Genomic DNA, 16,047 nt, shown 5'->3' with positions numbered 1-16,047 from the left:
TCCGTCCGAGCGTGTCCTGCTGCACGAACTGACGAACTGGTTATAGGCTCTGATGACTTTATTGTTCTGGTCAACTATTCGTTGGCATTGAGAGTCATATCCAACAAGGCTGCCAGGTTGCCCCCCGCAATTCGGAGTGCCATTCAGCTCCGGCTTCGTGCATACGGTGCTACAGCCATACCCTCGATAGGTGAGTTCGTCATACCGTGTCTTGTCAGCCGGACAAATTCGGCTTCTTACGACTGCCTCCAAAGCACTGGTGTCTTGCTGAGCGCGCGCCGGCTCAACAGATGCTAGATGGAGTGCAATCAGGCCGCATAAACATGCGATGGACAAGTTGACGTGACTCATGCCAATCGCCCCACGAAATTGATGCAAGCAAAACTTGTCGTTCTGAAGATCGCTCGCACTTCGTTCAAGCGCAACACAAGAATAGGTAAGCTAGTCTCACGGAGTAGTGGTCGAGGTCGCCTTGTAGCTCAAAGCGGCGGCCCGGAAAGTCCGCTCTGGGTCAGGTCAAAAGCTGCCCTAGCGCCACGGCCGGAGAATGTCTCTCAGTCCCCCGGAAGCGGACGTACTGGAGTTTCGCAGTCCAGTTCACCCCGCGCCTCTAACGCATCCCTTCAGTGCAGTGTCCGCGCAGCAACACGAATGCTTCGCTCGATTTCGACAAGCGACTTTTCGCGATGGACTTCGCATTCCACCAGATGCTCCTTGAGGATCATCTCGATGCGCGCGGGATCAGTCCCCGACATCGTCTGAAAGTTCCGAAACTTCTCTTGCTCGTTGCGAATTGCTCGATCGAATTCCCTGCGTGCAAACTCCAGGGCTGCTTCAATTGTTGTCATGTTGAGTTCCTTGCATTCCGCCCCCGCTTCACGACCAAAGTCCAACAACAGCCGTCACCCGGCGTCACGCCTATTGTGGCGACGATGCAGTGCCAGAGCGAGCCTCGAAATGTCGTGAGGTCCCCTGGCTTGTACTGCTTGTCCGGCGCGAATATGCCGTTGTAGGAAATCTGCGGTGCCTGCTCCAATTCCGCGATGCGCTTCTCAAGCTTTATCCGCTCTTCGCGATTGAAGGCGATCGCCGTTCGCATCTCCGTCCAAAGCGCGGCAAACATGCCCATCGATCGGAGGTACTGGCCAAAGGTGTACGAGACCTGCAAATCCTTCGTTTCGCCCAGACCGTCCGAGAATTGGGACATGATCGCGTCGATGTAGCCAATGGCCGCGCTGCGAAACTGAACGTCGAGATCGTACATGCGCCGCTGGTCTTCGTCGGGCACGGCGTGGACTTGCCCCTCGCAGAACGCCTTGTATCCTTGACGATGCTCGTCAGAAATCAAGGAAGGTGGAAGTCGTGGGTGCATGGCTAACTTCAGCCTCCTGATCGCAATTCAAGGGCGATTTGGTGCGCACGCTCGCCGATGAGATATCGGGTGTTGTCGGCGTGCGATGCCATGAACGCCCGCGCGATCTTCATCTCAATGAGTTCAACGTGGGTGAATTTCCGTCCCGTGCCAGACCGGCGCGGACCTGCCGCTTTCAATGCGTTGATCTTGTCTCGATAAAAATCAACGTTGCTCGTGTGTCCGACGGCAAGCGCCCTGCCCAGGCTAATCTCCCAACTCCAGAGATCGGCATCTGTTGGCCCCGCGAAAACAACTCTCTGTCTTGCCATTCGGTGCCTTTCAAGAGAACACAAAACCAACCTCGAATTTAGCAGATAGGTTTCGCCGACGACGTTACGTGTCACGCCGCAAACTCACGCTCGGAACTGCTTCTTCGCTGCGAGCGACAAGAAGGCGCGTCCGATTTCGGTCAAGCTTTCGGCATCCCACTCTCGAAGGCTCCCTAGATCCACGAGTTGGTCGGCAACTTGGCCCCTGTCGGCTTCAACCGGCAGAATGCACTTGCCGCGCTTAAGGCGGTCGCGGTACCGGCGCATACGCTGAGCGGCGGCCGTGGATGAAAGGTTGGCTCTCATTTTTGGACCTCCCGGGCTAAATGCCGTCGAATGGGGAACCCCCTTCTCGGAATTTTGATCGCATCGCATAAGGACGAGCCGGTGCGGTTCTGGGGTCTTTGCAGGCCGGTTTCGAGTCCACCCCCCCGGGCGCGGACCAGAGTCGCCCGGTCGCGTTCCAGCAGATCAGCGGCTTTGTTGACCGAGAACAGGTTCTTCATGGGTCCTTTGATCTCCGACGCCTTGTTGTTGTGGTTCCCTAGAAAAGCCATCCATCCTAGCCACGCCAGGGGCGGCCGCGCGACCCGCATTGGCCGGGGCGCTGGGAGGAACCTAATGCTTGCGGACCATGTGTCGGGAAAGACGGGAAAGACGGGAAAGCTCTAGCCGCTCGCTGCCCGGCGATGATGTCATTTGGCAAACCAACCTCCAAATTCACCGATCTCCCAAAAAACGAGGCTGTAAACTTTCCCGTCTTTCCCGTCTTTCCCGCCCCCACTACTCATCGGGTGTGCCACCAGACGTTTGGACAACGACCTCGTACTTGTTGCCGTCCTTGTTCAAGCCGAGCGGCACCTTGCGCAACACCGCCACTCGGTTCTCACCCTCGATCCACGCAGCTCGGTTGGTTACGTGCTTTTGAAACAGCTTGCCGATGCTGCGGGCTGTCGGATTTTCGAGCGGCTTCCCAATCAGTTCGGAGAGCGCATCGAACAACGCCTCGGCGCGGGTTCCCTTGTCCTCATCGAGAAGCGAGTGGCGGTCCTTGATGAAGCTCACGACGTCTCGGGTCGTGAACCATTTGCCTCGCCATTCCTGACCGAGGACAGTTAGTACCCTGGCAGTGGCGCTCGCCTCCTCCTCGCCGGCCTCTCCGGAGCGCAGCAGCTCCGTGCAGTCCAGATTCATGCCGAGCAGACCCGCCGCATACTCCACGGGCCAGCCGATCAGCCCCCACCAGAACTTGAAGCGGGTCTTGGGCACCTGACCATCCGGGCGCTGCAAGGCGCCGCCGATCAAGATCGTGTACAACGCGCTCAGAATTCTCGTCCGGTTCGCTTGCGTCCATGCCAAGGGGTCCGCGTGCTTGAAGTCGCGGTTTTCGGGGTCCGGCCGATCCACATCCAGCGGCAGGACGAACGACCGGCTTGCCATGTCGCCGCGCGGTGCAATCGAGTTGCCGGTGAAGATTTGGACCGTTGACGCCGGCACCGTCTCAAAATCGGAAACCCCGAGCACGCGGTCGGAGATTTCCGTGGCGGTAAGCGCCGCCTCGATGTGCGGGCAGCTGATGGTTGATCCGCGAGCGATGTTGTCCCAGACCAACGTTGCAACGCCTTGTCGGAGATATGAAAACAGCGCCTTCTTACGTTCCTCGACACTATCGGACCATGCCGCTGCTGCGGGCCGCCGCCCCAATACGGCTGAAATGATCATCATGATCAGCGTCGTCTTGCCACCACCACGCTGGCCGGCGGTCACAAAGAACGCCGGACGCTCGGGCAAGAGCGCACGCTGGAGTAAGGTGAGCGCCAGCATGATTGCGATGCATTTGCCCGCACGGTCCAGCGCGACATCGACGAGCCATTCATCCAGAAGGAAGCTCAAAGACTGTTTGATCTCCTCATCCGTCGGCTTGCGGGCCGGCAAACATGCGCGCAGGACGGGATCGATGCGATGCACCAGACCGGTGCGCCGGTCGAGCCCAACGCCGTCGATCACACGCCCCGGGATCGTGACGAGCGGGGACGTGTTGATCGCTCTGACAACAGGGATCGCACTGTTCGCATACTCCATGAGGGCAATGATGAACGGCTTGGGTAACGCAGCAAAATAGGTCGTTCCATTCTGCTTCTGCGCAACCCACCGCACGTAATTTTCAAGCAGCAGCTCGACACCGGTCGTCGTGAGTTCCACCAGCACCGGCTCGGCAGGCGGCCGCATGGTCTCCGTGTCTTCCCCCGCCGCATTCGCGGTACCAGACGTGAACTGATGCAGCGCCCAAGGCTCTTTCTCTTCCACTCGTACCAAGGCGCGCGACGCATTACGCATCGGCGGCTCCTCGCTCGGATCATTCACAAGAACCCCATCGAGGAACGTGACCGTTGGCACCAGCTCGCCATCGACTTCGGGGCGAAGACGAACAATGCGGCCGTCGGCTTTCGCCTCAGCCTCCATGGAGACTTTGCACGCCTCAGCCTTGCGTTCCTTGTGCTCTCTCTTAATTCTCGCTCTCAGGGCGCGGACACCCATGCCCGTGGACTCCGACACCAGCGCAACGAACTCCTCAAGTTCATCTTCTTCGAATTCGGCCTGGCCGAGGATCGCCATCGCGTAATCGACTTTGCCATCGCCGGCGGCCTGCGCGAAGGCGGCCTTCGCAGATTTCAGATCATGTCGGAGAAAGTAGATGCTACGGCCATGTGCGAAGGAGTGGATCAACAGGTTGCCGTCGTCGCTCTTCATGACGATGGCCTTGCCGCGACCGTAATCGACGCCTTCCATGGGATCGGCAAGCGTCTCACCAACGTAGCGATCCGGGTCGGCCAACACGGCACCGACCGTGACGACGCTCAGATGATCAAACTCCAGATCGACATCAGGATAGAGCACGCCGCGATGGCGTGCCTTGATCAGGCGAAGCGCGGTCGGGATGGGTGTGCCGGTCTTGGCCGAATGCTTTTCGGCCAGCTCTTTGTCATGCTTGTTCCGAACCTCGGCCGCAGATTTGCCCAGAGCCTTCGCGCTTTTGGCTTTGGCGTCATAGACGCAGTGCCGCTCGTATTCAGTCAGCCGGGGCACAGCCCGATCCGAGCGGATGGCCTCACCCTCGAATGCGACAGGCGCGCGCCTCGTCTGATCCTGCGCGAGTGGCGGGACGATCTCCGGCGCGCCTTCAAAGCAAAGGCGCTCGCCCTTGCCTACCATGCGGTCAACGATGGAGCGGTCGAGCAGTTGCCCCGCCTTGCCGATCATGTGCCAGCCGAACCCGTGCAGCCAACACCTATCATGCAGGTCTGTCAGGAAACGCTCAATGTCGGCCCCATCGTGGACAAGGACATAATGATGTGCGCCGTCCGAGCCGGGGATCGGCTCGCCGGTGTCGCTCCGATACAGGCCGGCGCTGGTGCTGGCACGAGCAACCCGCGCGGCGTTGGCGAGAGCGGGTGCGACCGCCAGCAGCGCCTTCCACATGCCGCCTGCATCGTCGATCTTAGCTTTGACTTCGTTTGGCATGCCTTTGGTATCGAAGTCGATCAGTGCATAAGCCGGCTGTCCCGGCCGATAGTCGATGAAGCCTCGCGCCCGGGCGATGGCGCCCGGGTTCTTGTCGAGCGAGTTCTTCGTGGTGATGCGGACGCGCGACCGGATGCCGTCTTTCAAATCACCAAGTGCAATAGCCACGTCAGAGGTGCAGCTTTGGATCAAGATCGCCAGGTCGTTTGAAGTTTTAACAAGCATGCGGAAGGCTTCGCCGGTGACCATTCGGCATTCCGATCCATCGCTCTTGAGCTTACCGTCGGCATCGAGCGAAATACGCTTCGACATCAGGTCCGGCTCATCGTGCTTGACGATCAGCGTGATCAGGGGTGCGCGCGCCGTGTCGTGAGTGGCATCGACCGGCTCACCGACGGGCCGATTGGGAGCGTTTGCGTTCACGGCTGCACCCCACGCGTTTCGCCGAGGCTGCGGACGTGCTCCCTACAGGCTCCGATCAGGATGTTAGCTTGAGCCTCGGTGAGACCATATTTATCCCTGTGCTGCTGCTCCTCGTTCCACCAAGTCCGGAGATCATCCGCACTCTTGGCGAGCGGAATGACCTTCAGCGCCGAGGCCACGTAGGCGGCTGCCTGGCGCTGTTGCTTCAATGGTTGTGAGTGCGCGGGCGCCCTTGTATCATTGACAAACATTCTAAAAATTCCTGAGAGGACGATTGAGAGGCGGCTGGCAGGCCGCCTTTTCTTTCCGCGACTAGGCCACGCTGTCGACCGCGACCTGCGTCGCAAACTTTGCGCTAGCGCCGTGCAATCGCGGCACTGACCCAACCCTCAATCTCGGTGGCAACCCAACCCACGCGCTTGGCGCCGATCGGAACGCGTCTCGGGAATTTTCCCTCAGCTTCGAGACGATCGATGTACCGGCGACCGAAGGGAACGCCGTGGTCGTGCAGTTCAGGAAATAACAACAGCTTGCGAACTGACATGGTCGTGCTCCTGTTTCTAGAGTAAGCACGCCAATTCATTTGGACGTGCGCCCTGTTACGTCAGGACGCATCCTCACTAGGCCTAATTCGCGATTTGAGAAGTGAGTTATGAACAAGCACGTCGTCATGAGGCGACGTGCTGGTTCATAACTCATCTTCGGCTGAACGGCGGGATCATCGCGCCGAAAGGTGTGTTTTGAACAGGCAGCAGCGGCGAGCAGCATGTTCTGGTTCATAAGTGGATTGTGCGAAGCAGTGCACTTTGCTTGATGCTTCCTGGTGGAGCGCAATCATCAGGATGATGAGTCGTTGACGCTGGATCGCCCGTTGCGGGCGCCGGCCGCGACTGCGTCTGACGGCAGCATGACTCCTATAATACCGCTGGATCGGCCCGACGAGGCTATTCTCCGCTATGTGCGGGAGCTTGCCAAACGGCTGGCACGAGAGGATCATCAGGTCGAGATCGCGACCCGCCAAGCATCCAACCTGTGACGAGCGAAGACGATGATCCGCGCCGCCATTTACGCCCGCTTCTCCTCCGACCTGCAAAGCGAGAAGTCGATCGACGATCAAGTTGCATCGTGCCGCGACCTTTGCAGTCGCGAGGGCATGGCGGTGATCTCGACGTTTGAGGATAGGGCCATCTCAGGCACCGGCGCGATCAACCGTCCCGGCTTCCAAGCCTTGATGCGCGCCGCCGAGGCACGGCTATTCGACGTGATCGTCGCCGAAGATTTGGATCGCGTTTTTCGCGATCAGGCCGACTATCACACTGCCCGCAAGCATCTCGATCACCTTGGCGTGTCACTGCACACCGTATCCGGCAAGGTCGGCAAGCTCGACGGCGCGTTGCGTGCGCTGATGAGCGAGATGTTCATCGAAAATCTCGTGATCCACACGCGGCGCGGACTTGAGGGGGTGATCCGCGATGGCCGGCACGCCGGCGGCCGAGCCTATGGCTATCGCGCGGTGCGGGGCACGCCGGGCGAGTTGGAGATCGTCGAAGCCGAGGCCGAGATCGTGCGCGAGATTTTCGCCGATTACATCTCGGGCAAGACGCCGCGCATAATCGCGAACGACCTCAACAAGCGCGGTGTGCGGCCGCCGCGTGGGCGCCAATGGAACGCATCAACGATTAACGGCAACGTGTCGCGCGGCGGCGGGCTGATTCTGAACGATCTGTATGCCGGCCGGATCGTCTGGAACAAGGTCCGCATGATCAAGGACCCGGTGACGCGCAAGCGTCTCTCGCGTCCCAATCCAAAGGACCAGTACAAGATCGTTGAGGCGCCGCATCTGCGCATCGTTGATGATGCGACATTCAGGGGCGCGCAAGCTATCAAGGCCGAGCGCCGCCGTGACGCCACACCGGCGACCGCGCAAAAGGCGCGCGCGCCGAAGCGGGTCTTTTCTGGTTTGATCAGGTGCGGTTCGTGCGGCGGCGGCATGGCGTCAATCGGTAGCGACGCGAAAGGTCTCCGCTTGCAGTGCTCAACCCATAGGGAAAGCGGATCGTGCGGAAATGGTCGCCGCGTTTATCTCGACGACATCGAGGCGCTCGCCGTCAGGGGGCTCCGCCGGCACCTCGCGCATCCCGAGGTGATCACTGCATTTGTCGATGCCTATAACGCCGAGCGCAAGCGGCTCAAGAAAGAGGCGAGCACCGAACGCTCCCGGCTGGAACGGCGGCTCGGCGAGATCGAGCGCGAGATGAAGCGGATCGTTGACTCTATCGTTGTCACCGGCATGCCGCCTGAACAGTTCGTCGCCCGCATGCAGGAGCTTGAGGCTGACAAGACCAAGGTCATCGCCGGGCTCGATGCCGCCAAGGAAATCGACAACGTCATCGCCCTGCACCCCAAGGCGCTCGACCGTTACAAGCGCGCTGTTGTGGAACTAGCCGATCATTTGGAGCAGGGCACGCCGATGGAGTTCGCGACTCTGCGAGAGCTGGTGATGGCGATCATCGTGCATGCCGGCCCGAGCCGACCGGGCGGTGCTGGAACCAAAGCCAACGCTGAGGATGATCGGAGTGTGCGGATCGACATCAAGGGCCGCCTTGCCGTCCTTTGCGGCAATTCGGGCCTGTTTCCAAATATGGCCATGTCGGGGGGAACGTTGGTAGCGGGAGAGGGACTCGAACCCCCGACCCCAGGATTATGATTCCCGTGCTCTAACCAGCTGAGCTACCCCGCCACAGGGTCGCGAGGGCCTGATACGGCCGATCTCGCGAACGCGCGGCATATAAGGAAGGGGGCGGCGGGCTGTCAATCCGCGTTTGCGTAAGCTTCCGCCTTTGCTGAAGCTACGGCGGGACAAGTCCGCTTCGGGGAGCGAATTGGACCTATTTCGGGACCAGATTTCCAGCCACACCCGTGATGGCCGGACTGGTCCGGACAAGCCCGGCCATGACGAGATCGGGAGACAGAATTGGCCTATTTCGGCCTTACCGTCGGGTCACCGCCGGGGCTGCCGGGGGGCGGGATGACAGGCATGGCGCCGTTCGTGCTGGGCGCCGGCGCGTGCATCTCGGGATCGACGCCGGAGGGCGGGCAGAGCACGCCGTCCGATTTGGCGAGCTTGTCGCCGAGCGGTTCCCGGGACTGGCCCGTGGTGGTGCCGTCGGCCTGGCGGTTGGGGCGATCCTGCGGCGTGCAGCTGGTGGCGTGCTGCGGGGATGGCGGCGCGGTCGCTTGCGGCGGCGTCGCCGGGGCGGGCGGGGCCTGCGCGATCGCGCTGCCGGAGGCGGCGATCAGGAGGCTGGCCAGAATGATGTTTGATCTTGTGCGCATGGGCGGAGAACGCGCGGGGTGTACGCCCTGTTCCCACCCCGAACATTACGATTTGAGGTAGCGGATCAGCGAAAAGTGTCCCATCGGCGGCATCGGGCGGCGCTCGGCCAGCGTAACGCCGCCGTGTTTTGCGGCCCAGTCGACCAGTCGCTGCCACGGAAATTCCGGACGCCAGCCGAGACGGCGGGCGAGCGGGGCAAACGCGAGTTCGGAGAGTTTGCGAAAACCCGTTTCCGCCCCGATGTGGTTGACGAGGATCAGCTCGCCGCCGGGCTTCAAGACGCGCACGAACTCGTCGAGCGTGCCTTCGGGATCGGGCACGGCGGTAATGACATATTGCGCGACCACCGCGTCGAAGAAGTTTTCGGGGAAGGCGAGATTCTTCGCATCCATCACCGAGAGCACCTCGACATTGCTCAAGCGCAGCGCACGCACGCGCGATTGCGCCTTGCGCAGCATCGGCTCGGAAATGTCGACTCCGCAGATCTTTGTGGTGCGCGCATAGTCCGATAGCGAAAGCCCGGTGCCGACGCCGACGTCGAGGATGCGGCCGCCGATGCGGTCGGCCTCGATGATGGTCGACTGCCGGCCAGCGTCAAAGACCTTGCCGAACACGAGATCGTAGACCGGCGCCCAGCGGCCATAGGCCTTCTCGACCCCGGCCCGCGAGATGTCTGCTGCCATGCCCCTGCCCTTACGCCAAACTCTATCGAGAATTGATTATTGGTGAGATCGAAGTCAGCCCCGCGCGCGGTCTGGCACCTCTCCCGCTTGCGGAAGAGGTCGGCGCGTAGCGCCGGGTGAGGGCTTTATCCGCTCGCGATATATCGCGGGTGGAGAGAGCCCACTCCCCAACCCTCTCCCGCAGGCGGGAGAGGGGGCGCACTTCCGGTGTCGCGAGAGTGCGGTCCGATTTCATGGATTAGCCGCGCACGGCTTCGGCGAGCGGACGTGCCGTGCCGGTCGCAGCCTTCGCGGCGGCGCTTTGAATAAAGCCGCCGCCGAGCACACGCGCCTGGCCCGAGGGCGCGTCGTAAAACACGCAGGCCTGGCCCGGCGAGACACCCTCTTCGCCTGCGACGAGCTCGACCTCGTAATGGCCGTTCGCGCCACGCAGCCATGCCGGCTGGGGGCTGCGGGTCGAGCGCACGCGCACGAACATTTCGAGGCCGGCGCCGATCGCGCGGTCGATGTCGCCGTCGCCGATCCAGTTGACGTCGCGCAGCACGATGCGGTGCATCTTCAGCGCCTCGCGCGGGCCGACAACGACGCGGCGGTTGGCGGCCTCCAGCCGCACCACGAACAGCGGCGCGGCGGCGGCGATGCCGAGGCCGCGGCGCTGGCCGATGGTGAAATTGGCAATGCCGTTATGCCGGCCGAGCACGCGGCCATCGAGATCGACGATCTCACCGGGGTCCATCGCGTTCGGCCGCAAGCGGGTGATGATGTCGGTGTAGCGCCCCGTGGGCACGAAGCAGATGTCCTGGCTGTCGTGCTTGTCGGCGACCGCGAGGCCGAAGCGCCGCGCCAGCTCGCGCGTCTCGGGCTTGGTCATGTCGCCGAGCGGAAAGCGCAAGTAATCGAGCTGCTCCTGCGTGGTCGCGAACAGGAAGTAGCTCTGGTCGCGATCGGCATCGGCGGCACACACCAGAGCGCGCGAGCCGTCGGAGCGGCGGCGCGAGGCGACGTAATGGCCGGTGGCGAGCGCGGTCGCCCCTAACTCGCGCGCGGTCTTGAGCAGGTCGCGGAACTTGACCGAGCGGTTGCACTCGATGCACGGCACCGGCGTCTCGCCGAGCGCGTAGCTGTCGGCGAAATTGTCGATGACGGACTCGCGAAAGCGGTCCTCGTAGTCGAGCACGTAATGGGGAATGCCGAGCTTGGCCGCGACGTCGCGGGCGTCGTGGATGTCCTGGCCGGCGCAGCAGGCGCCCTTGCGATGGGTCGCCGCACCATGGTCGTAGAGCTGCAGCGTGATGCCGACGACGTCGTAGCCTTCCGCCTTCAAAAGCGCAGCCGTCGTCGAAGAATCGACGCCGCCCGACATGGCAACGACGACCCTGGTATCCTCAGGACGGCCTTCGAGATCCAGACTGTTGAGCATGGGCCTTAAAGCGTTGTGACGGCGGCGTTGGGCGATCCGCTGATGCTTCCGGCGGGACATCGACGATCCTCGGGAACTTTGGTTCCCGAAGGGCGGCTTGCCCGGTCGAAAGCGGCTGAGAGCTGTCTCTTTAATATAGGCGGCCTTCCGGTGAAGCAATCATGGGCGCGGCAAGTTAGGGCAATTCTTGCCGGGGAGGCAGAAATGACGGGGCTTTGAAAGGCCTTGCGGCAGCGGGGACGATTCCTCAAATCATTGATTTATCTTGACAAAACACCGAGGCGCGGGGCTGGCCCGCTCCTTGCTACCTCTTATGCCGAAGATGTTTCCGAGGGGGCACCTGTGGTCGGTCGTACGTCAGATGTAGCGGCAAGCGCGCAAGTCCAGAGCGCGCAGCAAAAGCCTGCCCGGTCGCAGGCGTCGAAAGACACGTCCAACGACTCCTTCGGTTCGCTGGTCGACAGCAACACTCAAGCTATCAGCGACAGCGCGTCGTCCCCGGACACCGCACCGCGCCGGACCAATTCCTCGTCGTCCTCGGACAACAGCCCGCGCGATCATTCGGCGACCGACCCGTCCTCGCAGAGCAAGGCCAGTGACGACACCGACAATTCCGCGCCGGCCAAGAACGATACCAAGAACGACACAACGGCCGATCCCGCCAAGGCGGATAGCAAGACCAAGGACAAGTCCGAGACCTCCGACGCCAAATCGGCCGACAAGTCCGGCGACACCAAGGATAAGAAGACCGACGGCACCGATGGCCTTGTCAATGCCGCCGCAACCGCGCAAGTCGACGCGACGCTGGCCGCCGTGCCCGATCCCAGCGTCGTAGTGGCCGCGCCGGTCGTGGCGATCGATCCGAACGCGGCCGCGAACCAGGCCGCCAGCACCGCCTCCTCGCCGCTGACGATCGCCGCCGCCGGCATCGCCGCCAGCGCATCCACCGCGGCGCAGATCGCCGGCGCCAAGACCGATACCGCGACGCCGGGCGACAAGAGCGCCAAGACCGCGGGCGCCAAGGTCGATGCCGCTACCTCGGCGACGCTGGCCGATGCCGCAACCGGGACGACCGACGCGACCGCGACCGATGCGAAGACCAATGGCGGCCTGATCGCCGCCGTCGACCAGGGCACGCCAAAAACTTCGTTCAAGGCCGTCGTGACCGCGCAAGGTGGGAGCGACGTCTCCAATATCGGCCAGGACACCGGCAAGGCGAACGCCGCGCAGACTCCGGCGACGGCAGCGTCCGCCAACGCGGTGCATCCGCAAGCCGACAAGCCGCCAATCGATGCGAACGCGGCCGACGCCAAGGCTGGGACTTCCGACCGCACGGCCGATGCGACACCGGCGACGGCAACACCGCATGCCCATGCGGGCACGCAGGCCGCTGTCCCCACGACCGACACCAGCGCGCAGGCGGCCTTTGCCGTGCAGGCGCCGCTGACCAATACGACATCGGCCACGACCGCGACGCTCACCGCGACCGCGGCGAATGCCAACGCCATTCCGATCAGCGGCGTGCCGATCGAAATTGCCGCCGCCGCACGCGCCGGCAAGACCCGGTTCGACATCAGCCTCGATCCGCTCGACCTCGGCCGCATCGACGTCCGCATCAATGTCGACCGCAACGGCCAGGTCACCTCGCATCTCACCGTCGAGAAACCGGAGACGCTGCAGATGCTGCGGCAGGACGCGCCGCAATTGCAGCGCGCGCTCGACGATGCCGGCCTCAAGACCGGCAGCAACGGGCTGTCCTTCAGCCTGCGCGACCAGAATTCGTCCGGCCAGAACTCCGGCCAGAACAACGACAATGGCGGTAATGCCCGCCGGCTGATCATCAGCGACGAGGAAGCAGTTCCCACAGCCCCGGTCGGGCGCAGCTACGGCCGCATGCTCGGATCGAGCAGCGGCGTCGACATCAGAGTGTGAGGAGTATCGAGACATGACCACCACGACTGGCGCCACCGCTCCTTCGGTCGTCTCCGGCACGACCGATCTGACGAAATCCTCCACGTCGAGCTCGAGCCTGGGCTCGACCACCGGCGCGACGCTGGCGGGCAACTTCCAGACCTTCCTGACGCTGCTGACGACGCAGCTGCAGAACCAGAACCCGCTCGATCCGCTCGACACCAACCAGTTCACCCAGCAGCTGGTGCAGTTCGCCGGCGTCGAGCAGCAGCTCAAGACCAACGACTCGCTGTCCCAGCTGGTCACCCTGCAACAGACCACGCAGGCGACCCAGGCGCTCGGCTTCGTCGGCAAAACCGCCCTGGTTGACGGCACTACGGCGTCCATGACGAATTCGTCGGCGACCTGGCATCTCAACGTGCCCAGCGACGCGACGGTCGACATCACCGTCGCCAATGCCAGCGGCCAGACCGTGTTCACCGGCAAATATACCGCCGGCGCCGGCGCCGACGTTCCGTTCACCTGGAGCGGCATGGGCAACGACGGCACGCAATGGCCCGACGGCAAGTACACGATCTCGGCCACGGGCAAGGATGTCGCCAACAACAATGTCGGTATCGCCGCGCAGGTGCAGGGCACGGTCTCGTCCGTCGACCTGACCCAGTCGCCGCCGCTGCTCACCATCGACGGCGCCAGCTACACCCTGAGCCAGGTGAAGAGCATCATCGCCACGGCCAGCAATTAAGGCCTGGGTGCACGGTTGAGAGGCCTTGCGACGCCCCGCGCAGGCCTCGTTCGTTAGTAAAGTATTTAAAATACCCCCTCGGCCCGCCTGGATGCACCCTTCCCGCCGGTCGAGACGGCTGCGTTCCAGCCATTTTCAACGAGAATTGTATTGAAGCCTTAGGCTTAGCGGATTTTTAAGCCGCGATGCCTATGGTTGTGGCGTGAGTTCAGTGGTTGAGAGTTTGTGAGTACGCCATGACAGAACCCCATCGCCCGAGGGTAAAATACGTCATCGGGCCGGACGGCAGTCCGCTGACGATTGCAGATCTGCCCGCACCCGGCACCAAACGCTGGGTTATCCGCCGCAAGGCCGAAGTCGTCGCCGCTGTGCGTGGCGGGCTTCTCTCCCTTGAGGAGGCTTGCAGCCGTTATACCCTGACGGTAGACGAATTCCTTTCCTGGCAGTTTTCCATCGACCAGCACGGTCTGGCGGGGCTTCGCACCACCCGCATCCAGCAATACCGCCAGTAGGCAATCCGGAAATCTGCGGCTTTTGACGAAAATCGGGCTCGCCTCGCGAGGCCGATTTTTTTCATGGCGCTACTTTTGTCGCAGCTCTTAACCTTCGTTAACCATATCGAAACCATCACCTAGGCAATAATTGCCCAGTCGGCCTTTCCTGTGAAAGCAGCCGAATCTATCGGGGCGGTTGCTTGCAAGGTCTTGCGGACTTTCTGAAGGGTATCGGAGCCGCCCGGTTCGGGGCGATGATCGCGGTTACCGCCGCGCTTGTCGGATTTTTCGCGTTCGTCATCATGCGCGTCACCACGCCGCAGATGACGACCCTGTTCACCGACCTCAGCGTCGAGGACTCCTCGGGCATTATCAAGGACCTGGAGCGCCAGGGCATCCAGTTCGAGCTGCGCAACGAGGGCACCATCATCATGGTGCCCAAGGACAAGGTCACCCGCCTGCGGATGAAGCTCGCCGAGGGCGGCCTGCCCAAGGGCGGCGGGGTCGGCTACGAGGTGTTCGACAAGTCGGACGCGCTCGGCACCACCTCTTTCGTCCAGAACATCAACCATCTCCGCGCGCTGGAAGGTGAGCTCGCCCGCACCATCCGCGCCATCGACCGCATCCAGGCCGCCCGCGTCCATCTGGTGCTGCCCGAGCGTCCGCTATTCTCGCGCGAGGCGCCGGAGCCGTCTGCCTCGATCGTGGTCCGGGTCCGCGGCGCGCTCGAAGCCCAGCAGATCCGCGCCATCCGCCACCTGGTCGCCTCGGCCGTGAACGGCCTGAAGCCGCAGCGGGTCTCGATCGTCGACGAGACCGGGCAGCTGCTCGCCGACGGCGCCCAGACCGATCCGGACCAGCAGATCGGCGACGAGCGCCGCACCGCCTTCGAGAAGCGGATGCGCAAGCAGGTCGAGGACATCGTCTCCTCCGTGGTGGGGACGGGGCGCGCCCGGGTCCAGCTCTCCGCCGATTTCGACTTCAACAAGATCACCCAGACCTCGGACAAGTTCGATCCCGAAGGCCGCGTGCTGCGCTCGAGCCAGACCCGCGAAGAGCAGAGCATGACCGCCGACAACAACGGCCAGGTCACCGTCAACAACGAGTTGCCGGGCAACCAGCAGAACAGCGGCGTCGCGGCCAAAGACCAGAGCAAGAAGAGCGAAGAGACCAACAATTACGAGATCTCCCGCACCACCAAGACCGAAGTGACCGAGGCCGGCCGGGTCAACCGGATCTCGGTCGCGGTGCTGGTCGACGGCATCTACTCCAAGAACGACAAGGGCGATCTGGCCTACCAGGACCGCACCAAGGATCAGCTCGACCGCATCGCCACGCTGGTGCGTTCGGCGATCGGCTTCGACCAGAAGCGCGGCGACCAGGTCGAGGTCGTCAATTTGCGCTTTGCCGACGCCCCCTCGACCACCCCGATCGCCGAACCCTCCGGCCTCCTCGGCATGCTCCAGTTCACCAAGGACGACGTCATGTACTTCGTCGAGCTCGGCGTGATGATGCTGCTCGGCCTGATCGTGCTGTTCCTGGTGATCCGCCCGCTGGTCAAGCGCATCCTGGCATCCGACGAAGTCGCAGCCGCCATCTCCGGCGTTCTGACCGGCCCCGCCGCGAGCGACGATGCAGCGCCCAGCAGCCAGCCGCTTCTGCCCGGCGCCGCCGCAAGCGCGATCGACGTCGCTACCATCCAGGGCCAGGTCCATGCCCAGTCCGTCCATCGCGTCGGCGAGCTCGCCGAGCGCAACCCCAACGAAACCGTCGCCATCATCCGCCAGTGGCTGACCGAACCAGCCAAATAATCCGCGTCAAGTGAATCA

Annotated in this window: 16 protein-coding genes and 1 tRNA gene; 6 read left to right on the top strand and 11 right to left on the bottom strand. The window is 62.7% G+C overall.

Annotated features, from left to right (window positions below; all coding sequences use genetic code 11):
* Nucleotides 1-623 precede the first annotated feature (623 nt).
* From IVB27_RS37030 to IVB27_RS37000, 7 genes are all read right to left on the bottom strand, one after another.
* Complete coding sequence (locus IVB27_RS37030; RefSeq protein WP_247447561.1) at nucleotides 624-848, bottom strand: hypothetical protein; 225 nt, start codon at nucleotides 846-848, stop codon at nucleotides 624-626.
* Entirely contained in the window at nucleotides 845-1,348 is a 504-nt protein-coding gene (locus tag IVB27_RS37025) for a hypothetical protein (protein ID WP_247447560.1), read from the bottom strand. The genes IVB27_RS37030 and IVB27_RS37025 overlap by 4 nt, the downstream gene beginning before the upstream one ends.
* 32 nt (nucleotides 1,349-1,380) lie before the next feature.
* Complete coding sequence (locus tag IVB27_RS37020; protein WP_247447559.1) at nucleotides 1,381-1,758, bottom strand: hypothetical protein; 378 nt, start codon at nucleotides 1,756-1,758, stop codon at nucleotides 1,381-1,383.
* 227 nt (nucleotides 1,759-1,985) lie between these two features.
* Nucleotides 1,986-2,189 (bottom strand): hypothetical protein, encoded by a 204-nt coding sequence (locus tag IVB27_RS37015; protein ID WP_247447558.1) that lies wholly within the window; start codon nucleotides 2,187-2,189, stop codon nucleotides 1,986-1,988.
* 277 nt (nucleotides 2,190-2,466) lie between these two features.
* Nucleotides 2,467-5,628, bottom strand: coding sequence for a hypothetical protein (locus IVB27_RS37010; RefSeq protein ID WP_247447557.1), 3,162 nt, complete (start codon nucleotides 5,626-5,628; stop codon nucleotides 2,467-2,469).
* On the bottom strand, nucleotides 5,625-5,879 hold the full coding sequence (locus IVB27_RS37005; protein WP_247447556.1) for a hypothetical protein: 255 nt from the start codon (nucleotides 5,877-5,879) through the stop codon (nucleotides 5,625-5,627). Before IVB27_RS37005 ends, IVB27_RS37010 begins: the two co-directional genes overlap by 4 nt.
* Nucleotides 5,880-5,983: 104 nt before the next feature.
* Complete coding sequence (locus IVB27_RS37000) at nucleotides 5,984-6,172, bottom strand: helix-turn-helix transcriptional regulator (protein WP_247447555.1); 189 nt, start codon at nucleotides 6,170-6,172, stop codon at nucleotides 5,984-5,986.
* Between the two features lie 279 nt (nucleotides 6,173-6,451).
* On the opposite strand from IVB27_RS37000, the gene IVB27_RS36995 reads away from it, so the two are divergent.
* Together IVB27_RS36995 and IVB27_RS36990 are read left to right on the top strand one after the other, a co-directional pair.
* On the top strand, nucleotides 6,452-6,664 hold the full coding sequence (locus IVB27_RS36995; RefSeq protein WP_247447554.1) for a hypothetical protein: 213 nt from the start codon (nucleotides 6,452-6,454) through the stop codon (nucleotides 6,662-6,664).
* A 12-nt stretch (nucleotides 6,665-6,676) separates the two neighbouring features.
* The gene (locus IVB27_RS36990) at nucleotides 6,677-8,335 is read left to right on the top strand and encodes a recombinase family protein (protein WP_247447585.1); all 1,659 of its coding nucleotides are present in this window, start codon (nucleotides 6,677-6,679) and stop codon (nucleotides 8,333-8,335) included.
* On the opposite strand, the gene IVB27_RS36985 is transcribed toward IVB27_RS36990, so the two are convergent.
* The 4 genes from IVB27_RS36985 to mnmA all read right to left on the bottom strand — a co-directional run bounded on the left by IVB27_RS36985 (nucleotide 8,292) and on the right by mnmA (nucleotide 11,068).
* Nucleotides 8,292-8,368 (bottom strand) — tRNA-Met (locus tag IVB27_RS36985). The genes IVB27_RS36990 and IVB27_RS36985 overlap by 44 nt on opposite strands.
* A gap of 239 nt (nucleotides 8,369-8,607) precedes the next feature.
* Nucleotides 8,608-8,964 carry a hypothetical protein gene (locus IVB27_RS36980; RefSeq protein WP_247447553.1) on the bottom strand — a complete coding sequence of 119 codons (357 nt, stop codon included), beginning with the start codon at nucleotides 8,962-8,964 and terminating at the stop codon, nucleotides 8,608-8,610.
* A 45-nt stretch (nucleotides 8,965-9,009) separates the two neighbouring features.
* Nucleotides 9,010-9,648, bottom strand: a complete 639-nt coding sequence (locus IVB27_RS36975) for a class I SAM-dependent methyltransferase (RefSeq protein WP_247343313.1) — start codon at nucleotides 9,646-9,648, stop codon at nucleotides 9,010-9,012.
* 238 nt (nucleotides 9,649-9,886) lie between these two features.
* On the bottom strand, nucleotides 9,887-11,068 hold the full coding sequence (gene mnmA / locus IVB27_RS36970) for a tRNA 2-thiouridine(34) synthase MnmA (RefSeq protein ID WP_247447552.1): 1,182 nt from the start codon (nucleotides 11,066-11,068) through the stop codon (nucleotides 9,887-9,889).
* A 342-nt stretch (nucleotides 11,069-11,410) separates the two neighbouring features.
* Between mnmA and IVB27_RS36965 the strand changes: the two genes are divergently transcribed.
* The 4 genes from IVB27_RS36965 (at nucleotide 11,411) to fliF (ending at nucleotide 16,029) form a co-directional block, all read left to right on the top strand.
* On the top strand, nucleotides 11,411-13,000 hold the full coding sequence (locus tag IVB27_RS36965) for a flagellar hook-length control protein FliK (protein WP_247447551.1): 1,590 nt from the start codon (nucleotides 11,411-11,413) through the stop codon (nucleotides 12,998-13,000).
* A gap of 13 nt (nucleotides 13,001-13,013) precedes the next feature.
* Nucleotides 13,014-13,724, top strand: a complete 711-nt coding sequence (locus IVB27_RS36960) for a flagellar hook assembly protein FlgD (RefSeq protein ID WP_247343304.1) — start codon at nucleotides 13,014-13,016, stop codon at nucleotides 13,722-13,724.
* Between the two features lie 236 nt (nucleotides 13,725-13,960).
* A complete protein-coding gene (sciP, locus tag IVB27_RS36955) occupies nucleotides 13,961-14,236 on the top strand; it encodes a CtrA inhibitor SciP (protein WP_002714638.1) in 276 nt (91 codons plus the stop codon).
* A 182-nt stretch (nucleotides 14,237-14,418) separates the two neighbouring features.
* On the top strand, nucleotides 14,419-16,029 hold the full coding sequence (fliF, locus tag IVB27_RS36950; RefSeq protein WP_247343301.1) for a flagellar basal-body MS-ring/collar protein FliF: 1,611 nt from the start codon (nucleotides 14,419-14,421) through the stop codon (nucleotides 16,027-16,029).
* Nucleotides 16,030-16,047 lie beyond the last annotated feature (18 nt).

It is taken from the genome of Bradyrhizobium sp. 197 (genome assembly GCF_023073375.1).
In the GTDB taxonomy this organism is placed as follows: domain Bacteria; phylum Pseudomonadota; class Alphaproteobacteria; order Rhizobiales; family Xanthobacteraceae; genus Bradyrhizobium.
The sequence above is the reverse complement of the archived record's forward strand: the minus strand, read 5'-3'. Positions and strand labels throughout refer to the sequence as shown.